The organism is Mycobacterium sp. ITM-2016-00318, assembly GCF_002968285.2.
In the GTDB taxonomy this organism is placed as follows: Bacteria; Actinomycetota; Actinomycetes; order Mycobacteriales; family Mycobacteriaceae; genus Mycobacterium.
This window is the reverse complement of record NZ_CP134400.1, coordinates 162213-179065: the sequence shown is the minus strand read 5'-3', so window position 1 is coordinate 179065 and position 16853 is coordinate 162213. Positions and strand designations below refer to the sequence as shown.

The 16853-nt window shown below is 67.9% G+C and carries 18 protein-coding genes; 7 read left to right on the top strand and 11 right to left on the bottom strand.

Annotated elements, in window-relative coordinates:
* The first annotated feature begins 8 nt into the window (after positions 1-8).
* Entirely contained in the window at positions 9-1238 is a 1230-nt protein-coding gene (locus tag C6A82_RS00905) for a M23 family metallopeptidase (protein ID WP_105343844.1), read from the top strand.
* Positions 1225-1593: a DUF3054 domain-containing protein gene (locus C6A82_RS00900; protein WP_105343846.1), complete on the top strand. Its 369-nt coding sequence runs from the start codon at positions 1225-1227 to the stop codon at positions 1591-1593. Before C6A82_RS00905 ends, C6A82_RS00900 begins: the two co-directional genes overlap by 14 nt.
* On the opposite strand, the gene C6A82_RS00895 is transcribed toward C6A82_RS00900, so the two are convergent.
* The 4 genes from C6A82_RS00895 to C6A82_RS00880 all read right to left on the bottom strand — a co-directional run bounded on the left by C6A82_RS00895 (position 1584) and on the right by C6A82_RS00880 (position 4803).
* Positions 1584-2924: a HAMP domain-containing sensor histidine kinase gene (locus tag C6A82_RS00895; RefSeq protein WP_105343847.1), complete on the bottom strand. Its 1341-nt coding sequence runs from the start codon at positions 2922-2924 to the stop codon at positions 1584-1586. The two genes, C6A82_RS00900 and C6A82_RS00895, sit on opposite strands and share 10 nt — an antisense overlap.
* A 36-nt stretch (positions 2925-2960) precedes the next feature.
* Positions 2961-3638: a response regulator transcription factor gene (locus tag C6A82_RS00890; protein ID WP_199193681.1), complete on the bottom strand. Its 678-nt coding sequence runs from the start codon at positions 3636-3638 to the stop codon at positions 2961-2963.
* A gap of 50 nt (positions 3639-3688) precedes the next feature.
* Positions 3689-4069, bottom strand: coding sequence for a heme-binding protein (locus C6A82_RS00885; RefSeq protein ID WP_105343851.1), 381 nt, complete (start codon positions 4067-4069; stop codon positions 3689-3691).
* A 170-nt stretch (positions 4070-4239) separates the two neighbouring features.
* Entirely contained in the window at positions 4240-4803 is a 564-nt protein-coding gene (locus C6A82_RS00880) for a hemophore (protein WP_233216854.1), read from the bottom strand.
* Positions 4804-5115: 312 nt separating this feature from the next.
* Here C6A82_RS00880 and C6A82_RS00875 point away from each other — a divergent pair, with 312 nt between their 5' ends.
* The 3 genes from C6A82_RS00875 to C6A82_RS00865 are packed head-to-tail and all read left to right on the top strand — an operon-like array spanning position 5116 to position 9005.
* A complete protein-coding gene (locus C6A82_RS00875) occupies positions 5116-8034 on the top strand; it encodes an MMPL family transporter (protein WP_105343855.1) in 2919 nt (972 codons plus the stop codon).
* Positions 8031-8564, top strand: coding sequence for an XRE family transcriptional regulator (locus C6A82_RS00870; RefSeq protein ID WP_396836762.1), 534 nt, complete (start codon positions 8031-8033; stop codon positions 8562-8564). Before C6A82_RS00875 ends, C6A82_RS00870 begins: the two co-directional genes overlap by 4 nt.
* 33 nt (positions 8565-8597) lie before the next feature.
* Positions 8598-9005, top strand: coding sequence for a CoA-binding protein (locus C6A82_RS00865; protein WP_105342769.1), 408 nt, complete (start codon positions 8598-8600; stop codon positions 9003-9005).
* Here C6A82_RS00865 and C6A82_RS00860 read toward each other — a convergent pair.
* Positions 8992-9681 carry a hypothetical protein gene (locus C6A82_RS00860; protein ID WP_105342768.1) on the bottom strand — a complete coding sequence of 230 codons (690 nt, stop codon included), beginning with the start codon at positions 9679-9681 and terminating at the stop codon, positions 8992-8994. The two genes, C6A82_RS00865 and C6A82_RS00860, sit on opposite strands and share 14 nt — an antisense overlap.
* The gene (locus C6A82_RS00855; protein WP_233216791.1) at positions 9678-10325 is read right to left on the bottom strand and encodes a hypothetical protein; all 648 of its coding nucleotides are present in this window, start codon (positions 10323-10325) and stop codon (positions 9678-9680) included. Before C6A82_RS00855 ends, C6A82_RS00860 begins: the two co-directional genes overlap by 4 nt.
* A gap of 206 nt (positions 10326-10531) precedes the next feature.
* On the opposite strand from C6A82_RS00855, the gene C6A82_RS00850 reads away from it, so the two are divergent.
* Complete coding sequence (locus tag C6A82_RS00850) at positions 10532-10678, top strand: hypothetical protein (protein ID WP_158261599.1); 147 nt, start codon at positions 10532-10534, stop codon at positions 10676-10678.
* A 41-nt stretch (positions 10679-10719) separates the two neighbouring features.
* Positions 10720-12717 carry a M13 family metallopeptidase gene (locus C6A82_RS00845; protein ID WP_105342766.1) on the top strand — a complete coding sequence of 666 codons (1998 nt, stop codon included), beginning with the start codon at positions 10720-10722 and terminating at the stop codon, positions 12715-12717.
* Here C6A82_RS00845 and C6A82_RS00840 read toward each other — a convergent pair.
* Genes C6A82_RS00840 through C6A82_RS00820 form a run of 5 tightly spaced genes read right to left on the bottom strand, consistent with a single transcriptional unit; the run spans position 12701 to position 16833 of the window.
* Positions 12701-13180, bottom strand: a complete 480-nt coding sequence (locus C6A82_RS00840; protein WP_105342764.1) for a hypothetical protein — start codon at positions 13178-13180, stop codon at positions 12701-12703. The two genes, C6A82_RS00845 and C6A82_RS00840, sit on opposite strands and share 17 nt — an antisense overlap.
* Complete coding sequence (locus C6A82_RS00835) at positions 13177-14460, bottom strand: DUF58 domain-containing protein (RefSeq protein ID WP_105342763.1); 1284 nt, start codon at positions 14458-14460, stop codon at positions 13177-13179. Before C6A82_RS00835 ends, C6A82_RS00840 begins: the two co-directional genes overlap by 4 nt.
* On the bottom strand, positions 14457-15416 hold the full coding sequence (locus C6A82_RS00830; RefSeq protein ID WP_105342771.1) for a MoxR family ATPase: 960 nt from the start codon (positions 15414-15416) through the stop codon (positions 14457-14459). The genes C6A82_RS00835 and C6A82_RS00830 overlap by 4 nt, the downstream gene beginning before the upstream one ends.
* 5 nt (positions 15417-15421) lie before the next feature.
* Positions 15422-15913, bottom strand: a complete 492-nt coding sequence (locus C6A82_RS00825; protein WP_105342761.1) for a hypothetical protein — start codon at positions 15911-15913, stop codon at positions 15422-15424.
* On the bottom strand, positions 15910-16833 hold the full coding sequence (locus C6A82_RS00820; protein ID WP_105342759.1) for a DUF4129 domain-containing protein: 924 nt from the start codon (positions 16831-16833) through the stop codon (positions 15910-15912). The genes C6A82_RS00825 and C6A82_RS00820 overlap by 4 nt, the downstream gene beginning before the upstream one ends.
* Between the last annotated feature and the right edge of the window lie 20 nt (positions 16834-16853).

Below are 16853 nucleotides of genomic sequence, written 5' to 3'. Positions count from 1 at the left end.
AGCACTGGATGCACACCAGAACACGCACCGTCGCCGCGATTCTGGGTGTGCTCACCGTGGCGGGCGCCGCGTGCTCGCCTGCCGAACAGTCGAAGGACGCGACGCCGTCGGCTCCCGCGCCTGCTCCTTCGAAACCCGAAGCGCCGGTGGCCGTAACACCGGTACTGGCGCACGTGGTGTCTGCGCCGGTGCCCGCTCCGACCACCGACGGCAAAACCCATCTCGCCTACGAGCTTGCGCTGACGAACACGCTCGGGCAGGAGGTGACGCTGACGTCGGTGGCGGTGCGCGCAGGCGATCAAAGCCTGCTCACACTGTCAGGCGACAAACTCGGCTACTGGACCCGCGCGCTCGGAAATCCAACGCCGACAACGAAACTGGCACCGGGGCAAGCGGCAGTCGTGTGGCTGGACGTCGCCGTCGAGAACGGGAAGGTGCCCGGCGACCTGGTGCACACCATCGGTGTCGCGATCCCGAAGCCGTCGCCCCCACTGTTCCCTGCCAGCATGGCGGAGGAGGTTGCACCGGTCACCGTGCAGACCCGCAGGGCTGCCGTCATCGCGCCGCCGTTGGACGGCCCGAACTGGTTGGACGGCAACAGCTGCTGCGATATGACCGCTCACCGCAACGCAATGAACCCGCTCAGCGGCGGACTGTGGGCGGCCGAACGGTTCGCCATCGACTACGTTCAACTTCAGCCCGACGGCATGATGACCACCGGCGACGTCAGCAAGCTCGAGAGCTACCCCTACTTCGGTGCGGGCATCCGCGCCGTCGCCGACGGACCCGTGGTCGCAGTGCTGGACGGACTGCCCGAGCAGGTCCCGGCGAAGACCCCGACCGGCCTGCCGCTCGAGCAGTACGGCGGCAACCACATCGTGCAGGACATCGGCGACGGCAACTACGCGTTCTACGCACACCTGAAGACCGGAAGCCTCAAGGTCGAGGTCGGTGACCAACTGACGACCGGTCAGGTCATCGCCGCGCTGGGCAATTCGGGCAACACCGATGCGCCGCATCTGCACTTCCATGTGATGAGCACCCCCGATCCGCTGAGGTCGGACGGCCTGCCGTTCCTTATCGACTCGTTCTCGCTCGACAACCGGCTCGTCTCGCAGGAGGCGCTCGACCCGCTGCTGCAGGGCAAGCCTGCGACGATGCAGCCCGGGTTCACCGCCCGTGACGAGTCCTCGGTCAGCCCACTGGTCCTCGACGTGATGACCTATGAAACGCAGTAGCGCATACGCTGCGCTCGCCGACATCGTCGGTGTGTTGCTGTTCTGCACCATCGGACGGCGTAGCCACGCCGAAGGCCTGACGGTGGCGGGCGTCGCTGACACCGCGTGGCCGTTTCTCGTCGGCACCGCGGTCGGCTGGCTGCTGAGCCGCGCCTGGCGGCAGCCCGCTGCGGTGGTGCCGACCGGCGTGGTGGTGTGGCTGTGCACTGTCGTGGTCGGAATGCTGTTGCGCAAAGCCACCTCCGCCGGTGTCGCGATGAGCTTCGTCATCGTGGCGAGCGCGGCGACCGCGGTGATGCTGCTCGGCTGGCGGGTGACCGTTGCCGCTCTGCGGCGCAGGTCCGCTCAGGACTGACCCCGGTCCGGCTGTGGCTCGGCCGCCGACACCGTCAAGGTGGCGCGCAGCCCACCGAGCGGGCTGTCGGAGAGCTCGATTCTGCCGCCGTGCAGCGCAGCCTGTTGGACAACCAGTGCCAGGCCGAGTCCGGAACCACCTGATGCAGCGGTACTTCCGCGCGTGAACCGGCCCAGCACGTTCTTGTGTTCCTCTGCGGGGATGCCGCGGCCGTTGTCGTCGACGGTGATGGTGAGGGAGCGGCCCAACCGACGGGCCGACAGCAGAATCCTTGTCGCGGGTCCGTGCGCGACGGCGTTACGCACGAGGTTGTCGACGGCGAGACGAAGCCCGCCCGGCCACCCCCAGATGGTGCCGACGTCCTCGTCGGCCTCCACCGTCACCTCCACCGGCCCTCCCGGCCGCATATTTTCACGCGCCACCCTGTCGAGAAGGTCTGTGACATCGATGATTTCGCGGTCCTCCGCCTGTGCCAGCTCGCCGGAGGCGAGCTGGCCGAGCGCCGTGATGATCGCCTCGACGCGGCGTTGGGCCCTCGACAGGTCGTTGACCACCTCGGCCAGTTCGTCTGCGGGCAGGTCGTGGATTCGCAGGGTGTCGAGGTCGGCCCGCATCGCCGTCAGCGGGGTGCGCAGTTCATGTGCGGCGTTCGCGGCGAAATCCTGTGCGGACTGAAGCGAGTTCTGGGTGGATTGCTGCGCCGCGGCGAGCCGGCTGAGCATGCCGGTCATCGCCTCCGAAAGTTGTTCCGCCTCACGGACGCCGCGCACCTTCGGCATCTCCTCGGTGCCCTTGCCCAGCCTGCGGGTGTGTTCGGTGAGCCTGCGCAGCGGCCGGATGGCCGGGCCGGACAGCAGCCACCCGACACCCGCGGCGATCAACACCGTCACGAGGCCGACCGCGACGTAGAACGGGATGCGGGCGCGGCTCAACAGGATGCTGTCGGCGCGGATGCCGATCGACATCAGCACGCCGCCCTGCTGCTCGACGGGAATGGTGCGTACCCGGTAGTCGACACCGTTCACCACGACGTCGGCGGTGCCGGGCTGCAGCGGGGGCAGCTGGAGCCCGCGCTGGAACACCACCTGGCCGGTCGACTCCATGCGGCCGGTCGTCAGTACCCCCTGCCCGGGGTCGGACAGCTGCTCGGGATACATGCTGGCCTCGACGATCGCGTCCAAGCGCCGATCTAGTTGGGCGGCATCGTTGTTGGCGAGGACGACCGACGTCAGGATCGTGAACACCGCCACAACGGCGGCCGCGGCGGTCGCGGCGGCGAGGGCGACCCTGGTACGCAGCGACGGCGAGCGGATGTTCGGGATCCAGCGCACTCACTGCTCGTCTCGGTACAACATGCTCAAGCGCCGCTACGCTTCGTCCCGCAACACGTAGCCGATCCCGCGCACCGTATGAATGACCCGGGGCAGCTCCTCGCGTTCGAGCTTGCGGCGCAGGTAGCTGATGAAGACGTCGGCCACGTTGGTGTCCACGTCGAAGTCGTAGCCCCACACCAGTTCAAGCAGCCGCTGGCGACTGAGCACCACCCCCGCATTCTCGGCCAGCACCGCAAGCAGGTCGAATTCACGTTTGGTCAGATCGACCCGCTCACCGTCGACGAACACCAGCCGCCGTGCGGTGTCGATCGTCAGCGGACCGACCGACATGGTGTCCGAGGATTGATCGCCGTGACTCGTCCTGCGCAGCAGGGCGTGCAGCCGCGCGACGAGTTCACCGAGATCGAAGGGCTTGGTCAGGTAGTCGTCGGCGCCTGCCTCCAGACCCGCGATGCGGTCGTTGACGGTGTCGCGGGCGGACAGCACGCAGATGGGGATGTCGTTTCCCAGCGCGCGCAGCGCGGTGACCACCGCGACGCCGTCGAGTTCTGGCATCTGCACGTCCAGAACCAGGGCGTCGTGCTTCTCGTTGGATAGGAGCCGCAGTGCCTCTTTGCCGGTCGCGGCGACCCGCACGTCAAAACCCGAAAGCCGCAGCCCACGGGCGACAGACGTCCTGACGTCCGGATCGTCGTCCACCATGAGCACCATTCGACCGGTGCCCTCCTGCGCGGGCGGCTCTCCCCCGGCCCGCACGCCGGTTATTGGGTGTCAGCGATGCCGTCGCCGTTGCTGTCGCCGCAGCGGTTCTTGATGTCCACCAGCGGCTGGCGGATGCCGGTCAGCTCGCCCTTGACCATCGGGTTGTTGTTCATATAGGTGTCCACGTCGGCACGCACCTCGTCACGGTTCCTGCCCTCGAGGCTCGTGAAGAAGAAGTTGACGTCCGGGTGGCTGAACAGATAATCCGACGTCGCCTTCGAAACGCCTGCGGCCACGAAGGCCAGATCGGCGGCAGTGCAGTTGGCGGGCTCCTCGGCGATCGCCGACGGAAGAGCACCGAACAGCATCACGCCGGCGAGCGCGCCGGTTCCAACCGCGCCAGCTACCGCACGCCGCGCCGTACGGGCAGAGAGCAACATCTACAGGCTCCTTCATCGAATGAGGTGTGGCAGTAACCATTGCGGTTACAGCCACCGAAAGCTAATCAGAATCGCCGTCGACTTTCCTGCCTTGCGGCGAAACGAATAGTAGAAAAATCAAAAACCCCAGCTCAGCGTCGCGGCCTTCTGGCCTGCGTGGTGCAGGTCAGCTACCGCGTGGCGGCGGTCGCCGGACCGGGCAGCGGGCCGGTGCCCTGGGCCGTCGCCGATGCGGGCGAGGACTGAGCTGGCAAAGCCGATCCGGGCGCACCCGCGGTCTGAGCGCCGGGCAACGCGCCTGGCAAACCGCCGGTGAGCCCGCCGCCTTGCTGTGCGTTCTGCATCAGCCCAAGCACCTGCGGGATCGTGATCGGCAGCTGGCACTGGCCGGCGAGGTCCGTCAGCGGCCGCTGCAGCGTCTGCATGTCCTCGGCGACCTGCGGGTTGGCGTCCATGTACGTCTTCAGTGCGACGAGCGACTGCGGTCCGCCCTGCTGCTGGGAGATCCTCGTCAGCGCCTGGTTGGTCTGCGGATGGGAGTCCAGGTAGGTCCCCGTCGAGTTGGCCACCGACCCGACGGTCTTGGCGACCTGGCTGGCCGCGCACGGATCGGGTGCCGCGGTTGCCGACGGGGACGGCGGCACAGTCAGCGCGTACACGGTCGCGCCGCCTGCGGCACATACAGCGAATGCGGCGAACAGGCCGCGGCGGGCGGTCACAGGTGTCGGTGTCACGAGACAACTCCTTACGTTTTGCGGACGACGTGCGCCTCGCAAACGGCTGCGATCGGTGCCGAACAGGCCCCGACGCGGTGGCGGCCAAGGTGACATAATGCCATCACCGTCGGAAGCGAACCAATTCAGCGACGACGACCCGCAGGTGAAGCCGGGCGCCAGGCAGCCGCAGGCAAGGCCCGGGAATTCACAAGGAGCCGGTTAGAGCACGTTAAGGCGTCAGTTAGGCCGCGTCGCGCCAGCGCAGGCTGATATATCCTCACGCTACGTAACGCGAGCGGGGAGAAAGCGGGACAGACCATCCAGCAGTTCATGATGCGCTTGAGTGGTGGCCTGCGCAGATTCCGCTGGGCGGTGTTCGTGGTGTGGCTACTTCTCCTCGTGCCCGCGGTGTATCTCGCGATGAATCAGTCCGGCCACCTCACCGGCGGCGGTTTCGAGGTGACCGGGTCGCAGTCTCTCTACGTCCAGCGTGAGCTCGAGGAGCAGTTCCCCGACCAGGGCGCCTCACCTCTCGCGCTGGTCGCGGCACCGCGCGCCGACGCCTCGTTCGCGGACATGGACGCCGCCGTCGCGCACCTGGAACGGCTCGCAGGCGAGGTGCCGAGCGTGAAGGTGGTGCCCAACCCGCAGCAGCCGCCGCCGCAGCCGGACCGGCCCTACGTCGTGACGCTGCAGCTGGACTTCAACAACACCGGCGCGGTGGACGTCGCCAAGCAACTGCGTCAGAAGGTCGGCATCAACGGCGATCAGCCGGGCGAAGTGCAAGACGGCAAGGTCAAGCTGTACGTCATCGGCCAGGGGGCGCTCGGTGCGGCGGCGACGGCGGCCACCAAACACGACATCGCGCAGGCCGAACAGTGGAACCTCCCGATCGTCCTTGTCGTCCTGCTCGCCGTGTTCGGCTCGCTGGCCGCGGCCGCGATGCCGCTCGTTCTCGGCATCTGCACGGTCGCGGTGACCATGGGTCTGGTCTATCTGCTGTCGATGTACACGACGATGTCGGTGTTCGTGACGTCGACGGTGTCGATGTTCGGGATCGCACTGGCCATCGACTACTCGTTGTTCATTCTCATGCGGTTTCGGGAGGAGCTGCGGGCGGGCCGGGAACCGGACCAGGCCGCCGACGCCGCGATGGCCACCTCGGGACTGGCCGTCGTGCTGTCCGGTCTGACCGTCATCGCATCGGTCACCGGCATCTACCTCATCAACACCCCGGTGCTGGTGTCGATGGCCACCGGGGCGATCCTCGCCGTGGGTGTCGCGGTGCTGACGTCGACGACGCTGACGCCTGCGGTGCTCGCGACGTTCGGCCGCGCGGCGGCGAAGCGGTCTTGGCTGCTGCACTGGTCGAGACGGCCCGAGACCACCCAGTCGCGATTCTGGACACGGTGGACCGGCGCGGTGATGCGGAGGCCCTGGGTGTCGGCGCTCGGCGCGACGGTGCTCCTGCTCGCGATGGCGGCACCGGCGTTCTCGATGGTGCTCGGCAACAGCATGCAACGGCAGTTCGAACCGACCCACGAGATCCGCGGTGGCGTGAACGCCGCCGCGGACGCGCTCGGCCCTGGCGCGCTCGGCCCGGTGCGCGTGCTGGTGACCTTCCCCGACGGCAACTCCGCCTCCGCGCCAGCCAAGGAACCGCTTCTGCAGGAAGTGCAGCAGCGGATGTCGCAGGCGCCCAACGTCGTCACCGTGCAGCCTGCGGTGTTCGGCAACGATTACCGCAGCGCCCTCGTCTCGGCCGTGCTGTCGGTCGACCCGGAGGACATGGCCGCTCGCGAGTCCGTCGACTGGATGCGGGCCGAACTGCCGCCGGTTGTTGGAGACAACGCGACGATCGACGTCGGCGGCCCGACCGCATTGATCAAGGACTTCGACGACCGCGTCTCGGCGACGCAGCCCGCCGTGTTCGGCTTCGTCGCGCTGATCGCGTTCGTCATGCTGCTGGTGTCGATCCGGTCGGTGTTCCTGGCGTTCAAGGGCGTGCTGATGACCGTGCTCTCGGTCGCGGCGGCCTACGGCAGCCTGGTGGTCGTCTTCCAGTGGGGCTGGCTGGAGGAGCTCGGGTTCCGGCAGATCTCGTCGTTGGACAGCACGATTCCGCCGTTGGTACTGGCGATGACGTTCGGGCTGTCGATGGACTACGAGATCTTCCTACTGACCCGCATCCGCGAGCGCTTCCTGCAGACCAACAACACCCGTGACGCCGTCGCCTACGGGGTGAGCACCAGCGCGCGCACGATCACCAGCGCCGCGCTGATCATGATCGCGGTGTTCATCGGCTTCGCGTTCGCCGGTATGCCGCTGGTCGCTCAGCTCGGCGTGGCGTGCGCGGTGGCCATCGCCGTCGACGCGACCGTGGTGCGGCTGATCCTGGTGCCCGCGTTGATGGCGATGTTCGACGAATGGAACTGGTGGCTGCCTCGCTGGCTGGACCGCCTGCTGCCGTCGGTGGACTTCGAGAAACCGCTGCCGAAGGCCGACATCGGCGACCTGATCATCATCCCCGACGACATCTCGACGCTGGCCGCATCGGGCATCGACATCCGCAACGTGGTCAAATCGGCGGCCAAACTCAAGAACATGGCGCCGCACACGATCTCCGTCGCCGATCCGCTGGCGTTCAGCGGCTGCCTGCCGTCCAACGGTTCGGACTGCGTGAACGCGCTCAACGGGTACACCAACGGACATCCGCATGCCACCGGCGCCGACAACGGCAGGACCGTGAAGCTGAAGCGTGGACCGCGGCCGATGCATCCCGTCACGATGTGGCGCGGACGGCTGCTGGTGGCGCTGGATGCCCTGGAAACCGAGGCCGACACCGACCGGCCGCCCGTCGAGCGCAACAGCCCGATGGAGACCACCAACGTCCAACTGCCCACCGGCGACCGGCTGTCGATCCCGACCGGAGCCGAGACGCTGCGGCTCAAGAGCTACCTGATCATGTGCCGGAACAGCACCAAAGACTTCGCCGAGTTTGCCGATTTGGTCGACTCGATGGAGACTCAAACGGCCGCTGTGGTTCTGGCCGGAATGGATCGGTATTACTGTGGTGAGCCATCCAGGAAGCAGTGGGTGGCCACGCAGCTGGTGCGCCGACTGGCCGATCCGCATCCGTCGGATGAGTTCGACATCCCCATGTCGGGCCCTGATGCGGAGGCCGATTGGGCCAAGGTCAGGGAGCGGTGCCTGTCAGTGGCGGTCGCGATGCTGGAGGAGGCGAGGTGACTGTGGCTCCCGAGATACGGGCCGCGCGATCCGATGCCGAGACCGCACGGATACCCACCGGCGCGCCGATGCGGACGCGCCATCCGATCAACGACGACAAGCCCGTGGAGTTCTGGCCGACGGCCGCGATCCGCGAGGCGCTGGAAACCGACGACCTGACGGTGTGGCAGCTAATCGTCACCGCCATCAAGCGTGATCCGTATGGCAGGACCGCGCGGCAAGTCGAGGAGGTGTTGGAGTCGACACGGCCGTATGGGGTCTCGAAGGCATTGTCTGAAGTGCTGACCCGCACCAGGGAGAACCTGGAAGCCAACGAACGCGCTGAGGTCGCCCGTCAGATCAGGGTGATGGTCGGCCGGTCCGGCCTGAAGCCGACGGAGTTCGCGTCACGCATCGGCGTGCCCGGCGAGGAACTCGCGGGCTACCTCGAGGGCAGGAACAGCCCGCCCGCGTCGCTGATGGTCCGGATGAGCCGGCTGTCGGATCGGTTCGCCAAGATCAAGGCACACCGCACCGGCGGACCGCACTGAGCACCTGACCGCCGCGCGGGTATACCGGTAGTCATGACTGCCGACATCGATGCCATCCTGCGCGAAACCCGAACCGTCGCGATCGTCGGCGCCTCGGCGAACAGGACGCGCGCCGTCTACGGCGTGTGGAGCTATCTCAAGGCCGCCAGCGACTACGAGTTGTATCTCGTCAACCCGACCATCGGTGATGTCGACGGCACACCCACCTATCCCGACCTGGCGTCGCTGCCCGTCGTGCCCGACCTCGTCGACGTGTTCCGGCGCCACGAGCACCTGCCCGCCGTGCTCGACGACGCGATCAGGGTGGGTGCCAAGACACTGTGGCTGCAGTCGGGTCTGGCAGACGAGCAAGTGGCCCGCGACGGCGAGGCCGCAGGCCTTCAGGTCGTGATGGACCGCTGCCTCAAGGTGGACCACGCGCGCCTGCTCAGCGCGAGTTGATCGGCACGACGTCGTCGACCAGCCAGCGGTCGCCGTCCTTTCCCAGCGTCACCCGCAGCGCGAGCACCGCGAGGTCCGCCGGCTTGCCGGGCACGCTCTGGGTGCCCCGCATCATCACCGCGACGCTGGCGTCGGTCGGACCGATGGCCTCGACACCCGCCGAGATGGTGCTCGCCTGAGCCGACACGTTCTTGCTCGTCAATTGCTTTGCCACCGTGGCGAATTCGTTCTTGTACTTGTCCGCGCGCTCCGGCGTCATCAGCGCCGCGGCACGGTCGATCGCCGCGGTCGGGCTCGACGGGGTGAACGTCGCGCTCGCCTCGGCCACGCTGCTGGCAATGCCGACGACCTCGGCGCTATCGTCGCGGAAGTTGCGGTCGGGCACCGTCCACTGCGTGTAGCCGACGAGCACCGCGGCCATCAGGGCGACCGTGGCTATCCCGACGACCGCCAACCGCAGCGCAGGCCCGTCATCGTCGGTGCCGACCGTCACGCCGTCGCGTCGGGCCAGCACAACGTTGACGATCACGCCCTCGATGACCAGAAGACACAGCACCGATGCCAGCGACACCCACCACAGCGGCCAACCCATCCCCATCCCGATGTAGATCAGCGCGGCGATCACCGCGAGCGGTGCGACGACGTCGAACGCCAGCACTCGCAGGCGGTTCCTCACTGCACCTGCTCCAGCCGCGAGATCAGCAGCTTGCCGTCGACGTCGGAGACGTCGAGCCGGATGTTCCAGCGCAGGGTCTGCGGCTTACCGCCGACGTTGTCGCTGATCGACGTCGCCACCACCATGACGGTGTCGGTGCGTCTGACCGCCTCGGCGAGCGCGGGCTGCGGCGTCGGAGCCGGCGCGGGCCTGCCGTCGGGCAGGGTCGCAGGTCGGTGGTGGATGGCCTCGATCGCGACGGAGTCGACCTGGCCCTTGGTCCGCGACTGCAGTGTCTCCACGACCTTCTTGTACGGCTCCAGCGCCGACTCGAACTCGCTGTTGAGCTTGCCCACCGTGCCGTCGTGCAGCTTCTGCAGGCTGGCGTCGACGTCACCGGAGTTCAAGTTGATGAGGACGGTGGTCCAGTCGGCGGCGGCGTTGAGCACCTCGGTCTGATAGACCCGCTCGTCGGCGTCGGCCCTATGGCCCGACCAGATGATCAGCGCGAGCACCACCGCGGCCACCGACAGCACGCCAAGTGCCGCGGATGCGATGCCGAGACCGGAGATGACGGGACCGTCGTTCTCGATGTCGTCGTTCTTGATGTCGTCGTTCTTGATGTCGTCGTCGGCGATGGCTTCGTCGGCGCGGTCGGCGGGCATGGCCGTGAGGGTACCGAAGCGGTCGGCATTTTCCTTGTTATCCCGGGCACCACCCCGGCCCTTGAGCACAATGCGCAAAAAACGGCGATCGCGAACTGTGCGGCTTGTGCGCACAAGCGAGCCACGTGAGCTGCGGAGACCTAGCTTGTGTTCGCCGGAACAATCCGGTTACCAGCCGAAATACACGGCGAACAGGAGAAATTGAGATGACCACCACCACCGACACCACCGCCTCGAACCGTCGAGGTGCCGCCGTTGCGGTCGCGCGACATGACTGCGCCGAGCACGGCTGCCTGGCCGCGATGTTCGGGGTCGAGCTGGGCGATGCCACCGGCGGTACCGAGCGGGACTGAGGGGTCACGGCGCTCTCCCACCCTTCTGGCAACCTGGTGGGGTGACAGTAGAAGCAATCCGCTCCGGCATCGATCTGAGCCACGTCGACGACCAGGCCCGCCCCCAGGACGACTTGTTCGGGCACGTGAACGGCCGCTGGCTGGCCGACTACGCGATCCCCCCCGACCGGGCCACCGACGGGGCGTTCCGGTCGCTGTACGACCGGGCGGAGGAGCAGATTCGCGACCTCATCAACGAGGCGGCTGCGGCCGGTGCCGCCAACGGCACCGACCAGCAGCGCATCGGCGACCTGTTCGCGAGCTTCACCGACGAGGCGACGGTCGAACGGATCGGCGTTGCGCCGCTGCTCGACGAACTCGCCCTGATCGACGAGGCTGCCGATGCCGACGCGCTGGCCGCGGTGATCGGCGGGCTGCAGCGCGCGGGCGTCGGCGGGGGCACCGGCGCCTACATCGACACCGACTCCAAGAACTCCGCCCGGTATCTGTTGCACCTGAGCCAGTCGGGCATCGGACTGCCCGACGAGTCCTACTACCGCGACGATCAGCATGCCGAGATCCTGGCCGCCTACCCGCGCCACATCGCCTCGATGTTCGGGCTGGTGCACGGCGAGGAGCCGCAGCCGGGCGAATGGCAGGCCACCGCCGAGCGGATCGTCGCGCTGGAGGCCAAGCTGGCCGCCGCGCACTGGGACGTCGTCAAGCGGCGCGACGCCGACCTCACCTACAACCTGCGTCAGTTCACCGACCTGTCCGCAGAGGCGCCTGGCTTCGACTGGGCCGGCTGGGTCACCGCGATGGGCGCCGGTCCCGACACCGCAGCCGAACTGGTTGTGCGGCAACCGGATTACCTGACCGCGTTCGCTGCGCTGTGGGCCGCCGAAGACCTCGAGGACTGGAAGCGGTGGGCCAGGTGGCGGGTCATTCACTCGCGCGCCTTCCTGCTCACCGACGACCTGGTCGCCGAGGACTTCGACTTCTACGGCCGGACGCTCAGCGGCACCGAATCCATCCGGGAACGCTGGAAGCGCGGCGTCTCGGTGGTGGAGAACCTGATGGGCGACCCGCTCGGCAAGCTCTACGTCGAGCGGCACTTCCCGCCGGACGCCAAGGCGCGGATGGACGAACTGGTGGCCAACCTGCGCGAGGCCTACCGGGTGAGCATCAATCAGTTGGAGTGGATGACACCCGAGACCCGTCAGCGCGCGCTGGCCAAGCTGGACAAGTTCACGCCGAAGATCGGCTATCCGGTGAAGTGGCGTGACTACTCGACGCTGGTCATCGAGCGCGACGACCTGTACGGCAACTACCGGCGCGGCGCGATCGTCAGCTCGGAGCGTGAGGTCGCCAAGCTCGGCGGCCCTGTCGACCGCGACGAGTGGTTCATGACGCCGCAGACGGTGAACGCCTACTACAACCCCGGCATGAACGAGATCGTCTTTCCCGCGGCGATTCTGCAGCCGCCGTTCTTCGACGCCGACGCCGACGACGCCGCCAACTACGGCGGTATCGGCGCGGTGATCGGCCACGAGATCGGCCACGGGTTCGACGATCAGGGCGCCAAGTACGACGGTGACGGCAACCTCGTGGACTGGTGGACCGACGACGACCGCACCGAGTTCGGCGCGCGCACCAAGAAGCTTATCGAGCAGTACGACGAGTTCGTGCCGCGGGAACTTCGAGGGCACAACGGATCACATGTCAACGGCGCCTTCACGGTAGGCGAGAACATCGGCGACCTCGGTGGTCTGTCGATCGCGCTGCTGGCCTATCAGCTCTCACTGGGTGGTGAGCCGGCTCCGGTCATCGACGGGCTGACAGGTGTGCAGCGCGTGTTCTTCGGATGGGCTCAGGTGTGGCGCACCAAATCCCGCGAGGCTGAGGCGCTCCGGCGCCTGGCCGTCGATCCGCACTCACCGCCGGAGTTCCGCTGCAACGGCGTGATCCGCAACATGGACGCGTTCTACCAGGCGTTCGAGGTCGACGAGGACGACACCCTGTATCTCGAGCCGGAGAGACGGGTCAGGATCTGGAACTGATGTCGAGCGTGCCCTCACCGGCCTGGTAAAAGGGGCGGGTGGCGAGCACGTAGATGCCGAAAACCGCCAACGGAGCGAGCAGCGGCAGCCACGGCAACTCGAACGGGAACGACGCCGCGAGCACGCCGACGAAGGTGAAACCAAGGGCGGCAAGCATTGCCGGAGCGGATGCGCCGATCACCCTCGTGGATCCGCCTTCGGTGTAGCGCAGCACGAGGTAGCACGCCGCGGACAGCCCGGCGAGCGCCGCGAGCACCGCCGGGGCGTCGGCGACGACGATCGCCGCCGCCGACAACAACACCGCGAGGGTCGCGGCGACCCGGGCCACGATGCCTGCCAGCACGGCCACCACGGCCGCCACGGCGAGAATCAGTGCGGCCCCGGTGGTCTGGAGGCCGGCCGACGCGACCATCACCAGCCCGAAGGCTGTCGACAGCAGATGCGCCCTGCCGAGAAGGTTCATCGCCGCCCCCGCACCGGCCGCCGGTGCTCCGGGACCAGCTTCATCGACTGGTCGAGGGTGTTCCGCTCCGGCCAGGACACGATGTCGACACCGATGGTGCCCATGTCGCGGTACATGAACGACCTCTGCATCGCCCACATGCGGGTGAACAACGGGTCCATTCCAGGCTCGAACGGGGCGCCCTCGAGCACGTCGACCGCCACCACCGTGTGCCCGCGCCTGCGCAGGTCGATCAGGGACAGGGCGAATTCGGTGTCGAGCATCGTGGAGAAGGCGACGACGACGGCGCCAGGTGGTAGCGCCGCGCGCGGCGCCAATGTGCCTGTCGTGGTCTCGAATTCGTCGCCCGCGCCGAGCAGTGTGTCGAGCAGCCGGTAGAACTGCCGCCTGCCGATGTCGGCGCCGAGCCAGCGTGGGCGCCCGCCGCCCAGCGTCACGACGCCCGCGCGGTCGCCGCTGCGCAGCGCGCTCTGCACCACCTGCACGGCGCCGCGGAGTGCGCGCTCGGTCGCCTCTGTCGCCGGCCCCGGCGGCTGTGCGTAGGTATCGATCAGCACCACCACATCGGCGGCCCGATCGGTCAGCCGCTGGGTGACGTGCAGGCTGCCGCGGCGCGCGCTCACCGGCCAATTCACCGTGCGCAGTTGGTCACCGGGCACATACGGTCGGATGTCGGCGTACTCGACCCCCGGCCCGATGTGCCGAGTCAGGTGGGTGCCCAGCCGGTCGAGCAGCTCCGTCTTGGGGATCGCCGTGGATTGCGGCGGGGCGACCGGGAACACGAACACGTCGCATGCGTCGGCGGTCGCGGTGCCCGAGAGCAGCCCGCCCGGCGCGACCACGTCGACCGTCGCGCGGATCGGGTAGCGACCCCAGCGGTCGGCCGCAACGGTGACCGTCTGCCTGCCGTCGCCCGCGTCCGCCACCTCGAGCGTCATCCCGTCCACAGCTGCCAGCGCGAGGGTGACGTCGACGTCACCCGGATCGGCTGACGCCCATATGGTCAGCTGTGCCTGCTCGCCTTCGAAACACCGTTGCAGGTCCGGCTCGGCGTGCACGAAGACCTTGGGCACGGCGCGCTGCCAACCGATCGAACACAGCACGCCAAGCAGCGGCGCGACGAATGCGATCAGCTGCCAACGTGACCCGATCAACGCCGCCGCAAGCAGGACCCCCGCACAGGTGGCGACCGCACGTGCCAAAGGCGAAGCGTGCCAGCGTAGCTCGGGCTCCGTGACGCGACTGAGGTTGTTCTTGCTCCTCGCGTCCGCGCCGATCATCCGCGGGCCCGCGGTACCGGCAACCGCCGCAACAGTTCCTCCACGATGTCGGCACCGTGCACCCGACGTACCCACATCTCGGGTTTGAGGCTGATCCGGTGCGCCATGGTGGGAACGGCAAGCGATTTCACGTCCTCGGGAATCACGTAGTCGCGGCCAAGCAGAAGCGCCCGCGCGCGGGCGTGCTGGACGAGGTCGAGTTCGGCGCGCGGGCTCGCGCCGACGGCCACCTGCGGATGCTGCCGCGTCGCGTTGGCCAGCGACACCACGTACGCGAGCATGTCGTCGTGCACGGTCACCTGCTCCACCGACTCGCGCATGGCGACCAGATCATGGGCGTCGACAACCTGATTCACCGTCGGCTCCGCCGAGCCTCGCTCCAGACGGCGGCGCAGCATCGACGCCTCCTCGTCCTCGGAGAGGTAGCGCAACTCCAGCCGGATCGCGAACCGGTCGAGTTGCGCCTCCGGCAGCGGATACGTGCCCTCGTACTCGATCGGGTTGTCCGTGGCGAGCACGATGAACGGGTCCGGCAGCCGATGGGTGACTCCGTCGATGCTCACCTGACCTTCGGCCATCGCCTCGAGGAGTGCGGCCTGGGTTTTGGGCGGCGTCCTGTTGATCTCGTCGGCGAGAAGCAGATTGGTGAATATCGGGCCCGATCGGAATTCGAATCGGCCGGACTGCATGTCGTAGACCGTCGAGCCGAGCAGGTCGGCGGGCAGCAGGTCAGGGGTGAACTGGACGCGGGTGAACTCCAGGCCGAGCGCCGCTGCGAACGACCGCGCGATCAACGTCTTGCCAAGCCCGGGTAGGTCTTCGATCAACACGTGTCCGCCCGCGAGCACCGACGTCAGGATGAGGTTCAGTGCCCACCGCTTGCCGACCACGACCTTCCCGATCTCGTCGAGCACCGCTTCGCAGTTGGCAGTCGTCGTCGCCGCAGGCAGTGACATCCCGGTCATAGCAGCTCCAACCTTCGAAGAATTTCGTCGAGCGCGTCGCGGCCGGGGCCCGGCACATGCTGGTTCGTGCGCGCGACGTTCTCAGGATCGACCCACGCCCACAGTTCCTCACCGAACAACATCCGCCCGGTGGCCCGGAAACCGTCCCGGTTCTTGTTCTGCTTCTGGCCGGTGGCGATGCCGAACTGCCGCGCCAGCATCGGCCGCAGATGTCGGTCCCAGTCCGACCGGGTGGACTCCGACCAGGAGATCAACGTCTCGGTGCGAGACAGCCAGCGGCGCAACGACTCTTCGGCGTCATTCGCACTCGGCGGCACCGCATCGTCCTCGGTTCCGCGCGCCAGATACCACCGCAGCGCCAGCAGGGACACCGCTACGGCTACCCCGACGATGACCAGCACAAACCGCCGGTCGGGGGCCAGCATCGCCAGCATCTGCACCCCGATCACCAGGCAGAGGCCCGCAGCTGTCAACTTCTTGGCGGTCATGCCACGCTCCGCAGTTCGGCGAGCACGAGCCGCAGGACCCGCACCGCGGCCTCGCGGTGTTGCTCGGTCATCACATGCGGGCTGAAGCGTGCCTCCTCGAAGAGCTCGACGAGTTCGGTTGCGCTGTCGGCGCGTAGCGCGCGGTGCTCGACGGCGCGGGCCAGCACCTCTGTCGGCGTATCCGATTCGCGGGGCACGACGTCGGGTGAGTTCTCGAGCTCATGCTCCATCGCGGCGTAGCAGGCAATGATCGCCTCGCGTGGCTCTCGGCTCAGGTCGCCCGCCTCCGCGAGCCCGATCTCGGCCGCCCTTGTGAGCGGGTCGGATGCGGAGGTCGTTGCCGCCACTGGATTTTCGCCACCGGGTACGGGCGCCGGCCCGCCGCGACGGCGCTGCCGGTGGCCTGCGATCGCCGCGCCGATGAACACCACCAGCATGAGCAGCACCGTCGACCCGGCCAGCAGTGAGAAGACGTTGGACGACGGTTGCGCCTCATCGGCGGGCTCTACGGGCGGTGCGGGTGTGCCCGATGGCGACGCATCCGCGTCCGGAGGCGGTGCGTCGACGTCGAGCTGCGCGTTCATCCGTGACAACAGCGCGAACAGAAGCAGCCACGCGATCACGACGGCCACCGCGACGAGCACCATGCGCCACGTCAGCGGCCTTTTGTCGCCCGCCCGCTCGCGGGGAAGCTCACCGGCGCCGTGGGAGACGGGACGGTGGCGCGACTGCGTGACGACAGCGATGACGATGATTGCCATCGACACCGCGAGCATCGCGATGACGGCGAACAGGCTGCCGAAGCTGCTGGCAGGCCGCTCGCGCGGCGGAGTCTCCGCACCGGGCAGGTATCCGTGCAGCGCGACGGCCGCCACGATCACAAGCACGATCACGGCGACGACGCGCGGCCGATGGGCCATGACCCATCCTGAGCGCGGTC

Bases quoted from the DNA above. Each gene is read 5' to 3' on its own strand.
- C6A82_RS00905 (WP_105343844.1), top strand. From the start codon at position 9: ATGCACACCAGAACACGCACCGTCGCCGCGATTCTGGGTGTGCTCACC.
- C6A82_RS00900 (WP_105343846.1), top strand. From the start codon at position 1,225: ATGAAACGCAGTAGCGCATACGCTGCGCTCGCCGACATCGTCGGTGTG.
- C6A82_RS00890 (WP_199193681.1), bottom strand. From the start codon at position 3,638: ATGGTGCTCATGGTGGACGACGATCCGGACGTCAGGACGTCTGTCGCC.
- C6A82_RS00885 (WP_105343851.1), bottom strand. From the start codon at position 4,069: ATGTTGCTCTCTGCCCGTACGGCGCGGCGTGCGGTAGCTGGCGCGGTT.
- C6A82_RS00875 (WP_105343855.1), top strand. From the start codon at position 5,116: ATGATGCGCTTGAGTGGTGGCCTGCGCAGATTCCGCTGGGCGGTGTTC.
- C6A82_RS00865 (WP_105342769.1), top strand. From the start codon at position 8,598: ATGACTGCCGACATCGATGCCATCCTGCGCGAAACCCGAACCGTCGCG.
- C6A82_RS00855 (WP_233216791.1), bottom strand. From the start codon at position 10,325: ATGCCCGCCGACCGCGCCGACGAAGCCATCGCCGACGACGACATCAAG.
- C6A82_RS00850 (WP_158261599.1), top strand. From the start codon at position 10,532: ATGACCACCACCACCGACACCACCGCCTCGAACCGTCGAGGTGCCGCC.
- C6A82_RS00840 (WP_105342764.1), bottom strand. From the start codon at position 13,180: ATGAACCTTCTCGGCAGGGCGCATCTGCTGTCGACAGCCTTCGGGCTG.
- C6A82_RS00835 (WP_105342763.1), bottom strand. From the start codon at position 14,460: ATGATCGGCGCGGACGCGAGGAGCAAGAACAACCTCAGTCGCGTCACG.
- C6A82_RS00830 (WP_105342771.1), bottom strand. From the start codon at position 15,416: ATGTCACTGCCTGCGGCGACGACGACTGCCAACTGCGAAGCGGTGCTC.
- C6A82_RS00825 (WP_105342761.1), bottom strand. From the start codon at position 15,913: ATGACCGCCAAGAAGTTGACAGCTGCGGGCCTCTGCCTGGTGATCGGG.
- C6A82_RS00820 (WP_105342759.1), bottom strand. From the start codon at position 16,833: ATGGCCCATCGGCCGCGCGTCGTCGCCGTGATCGTGCTTGTGATCGTG.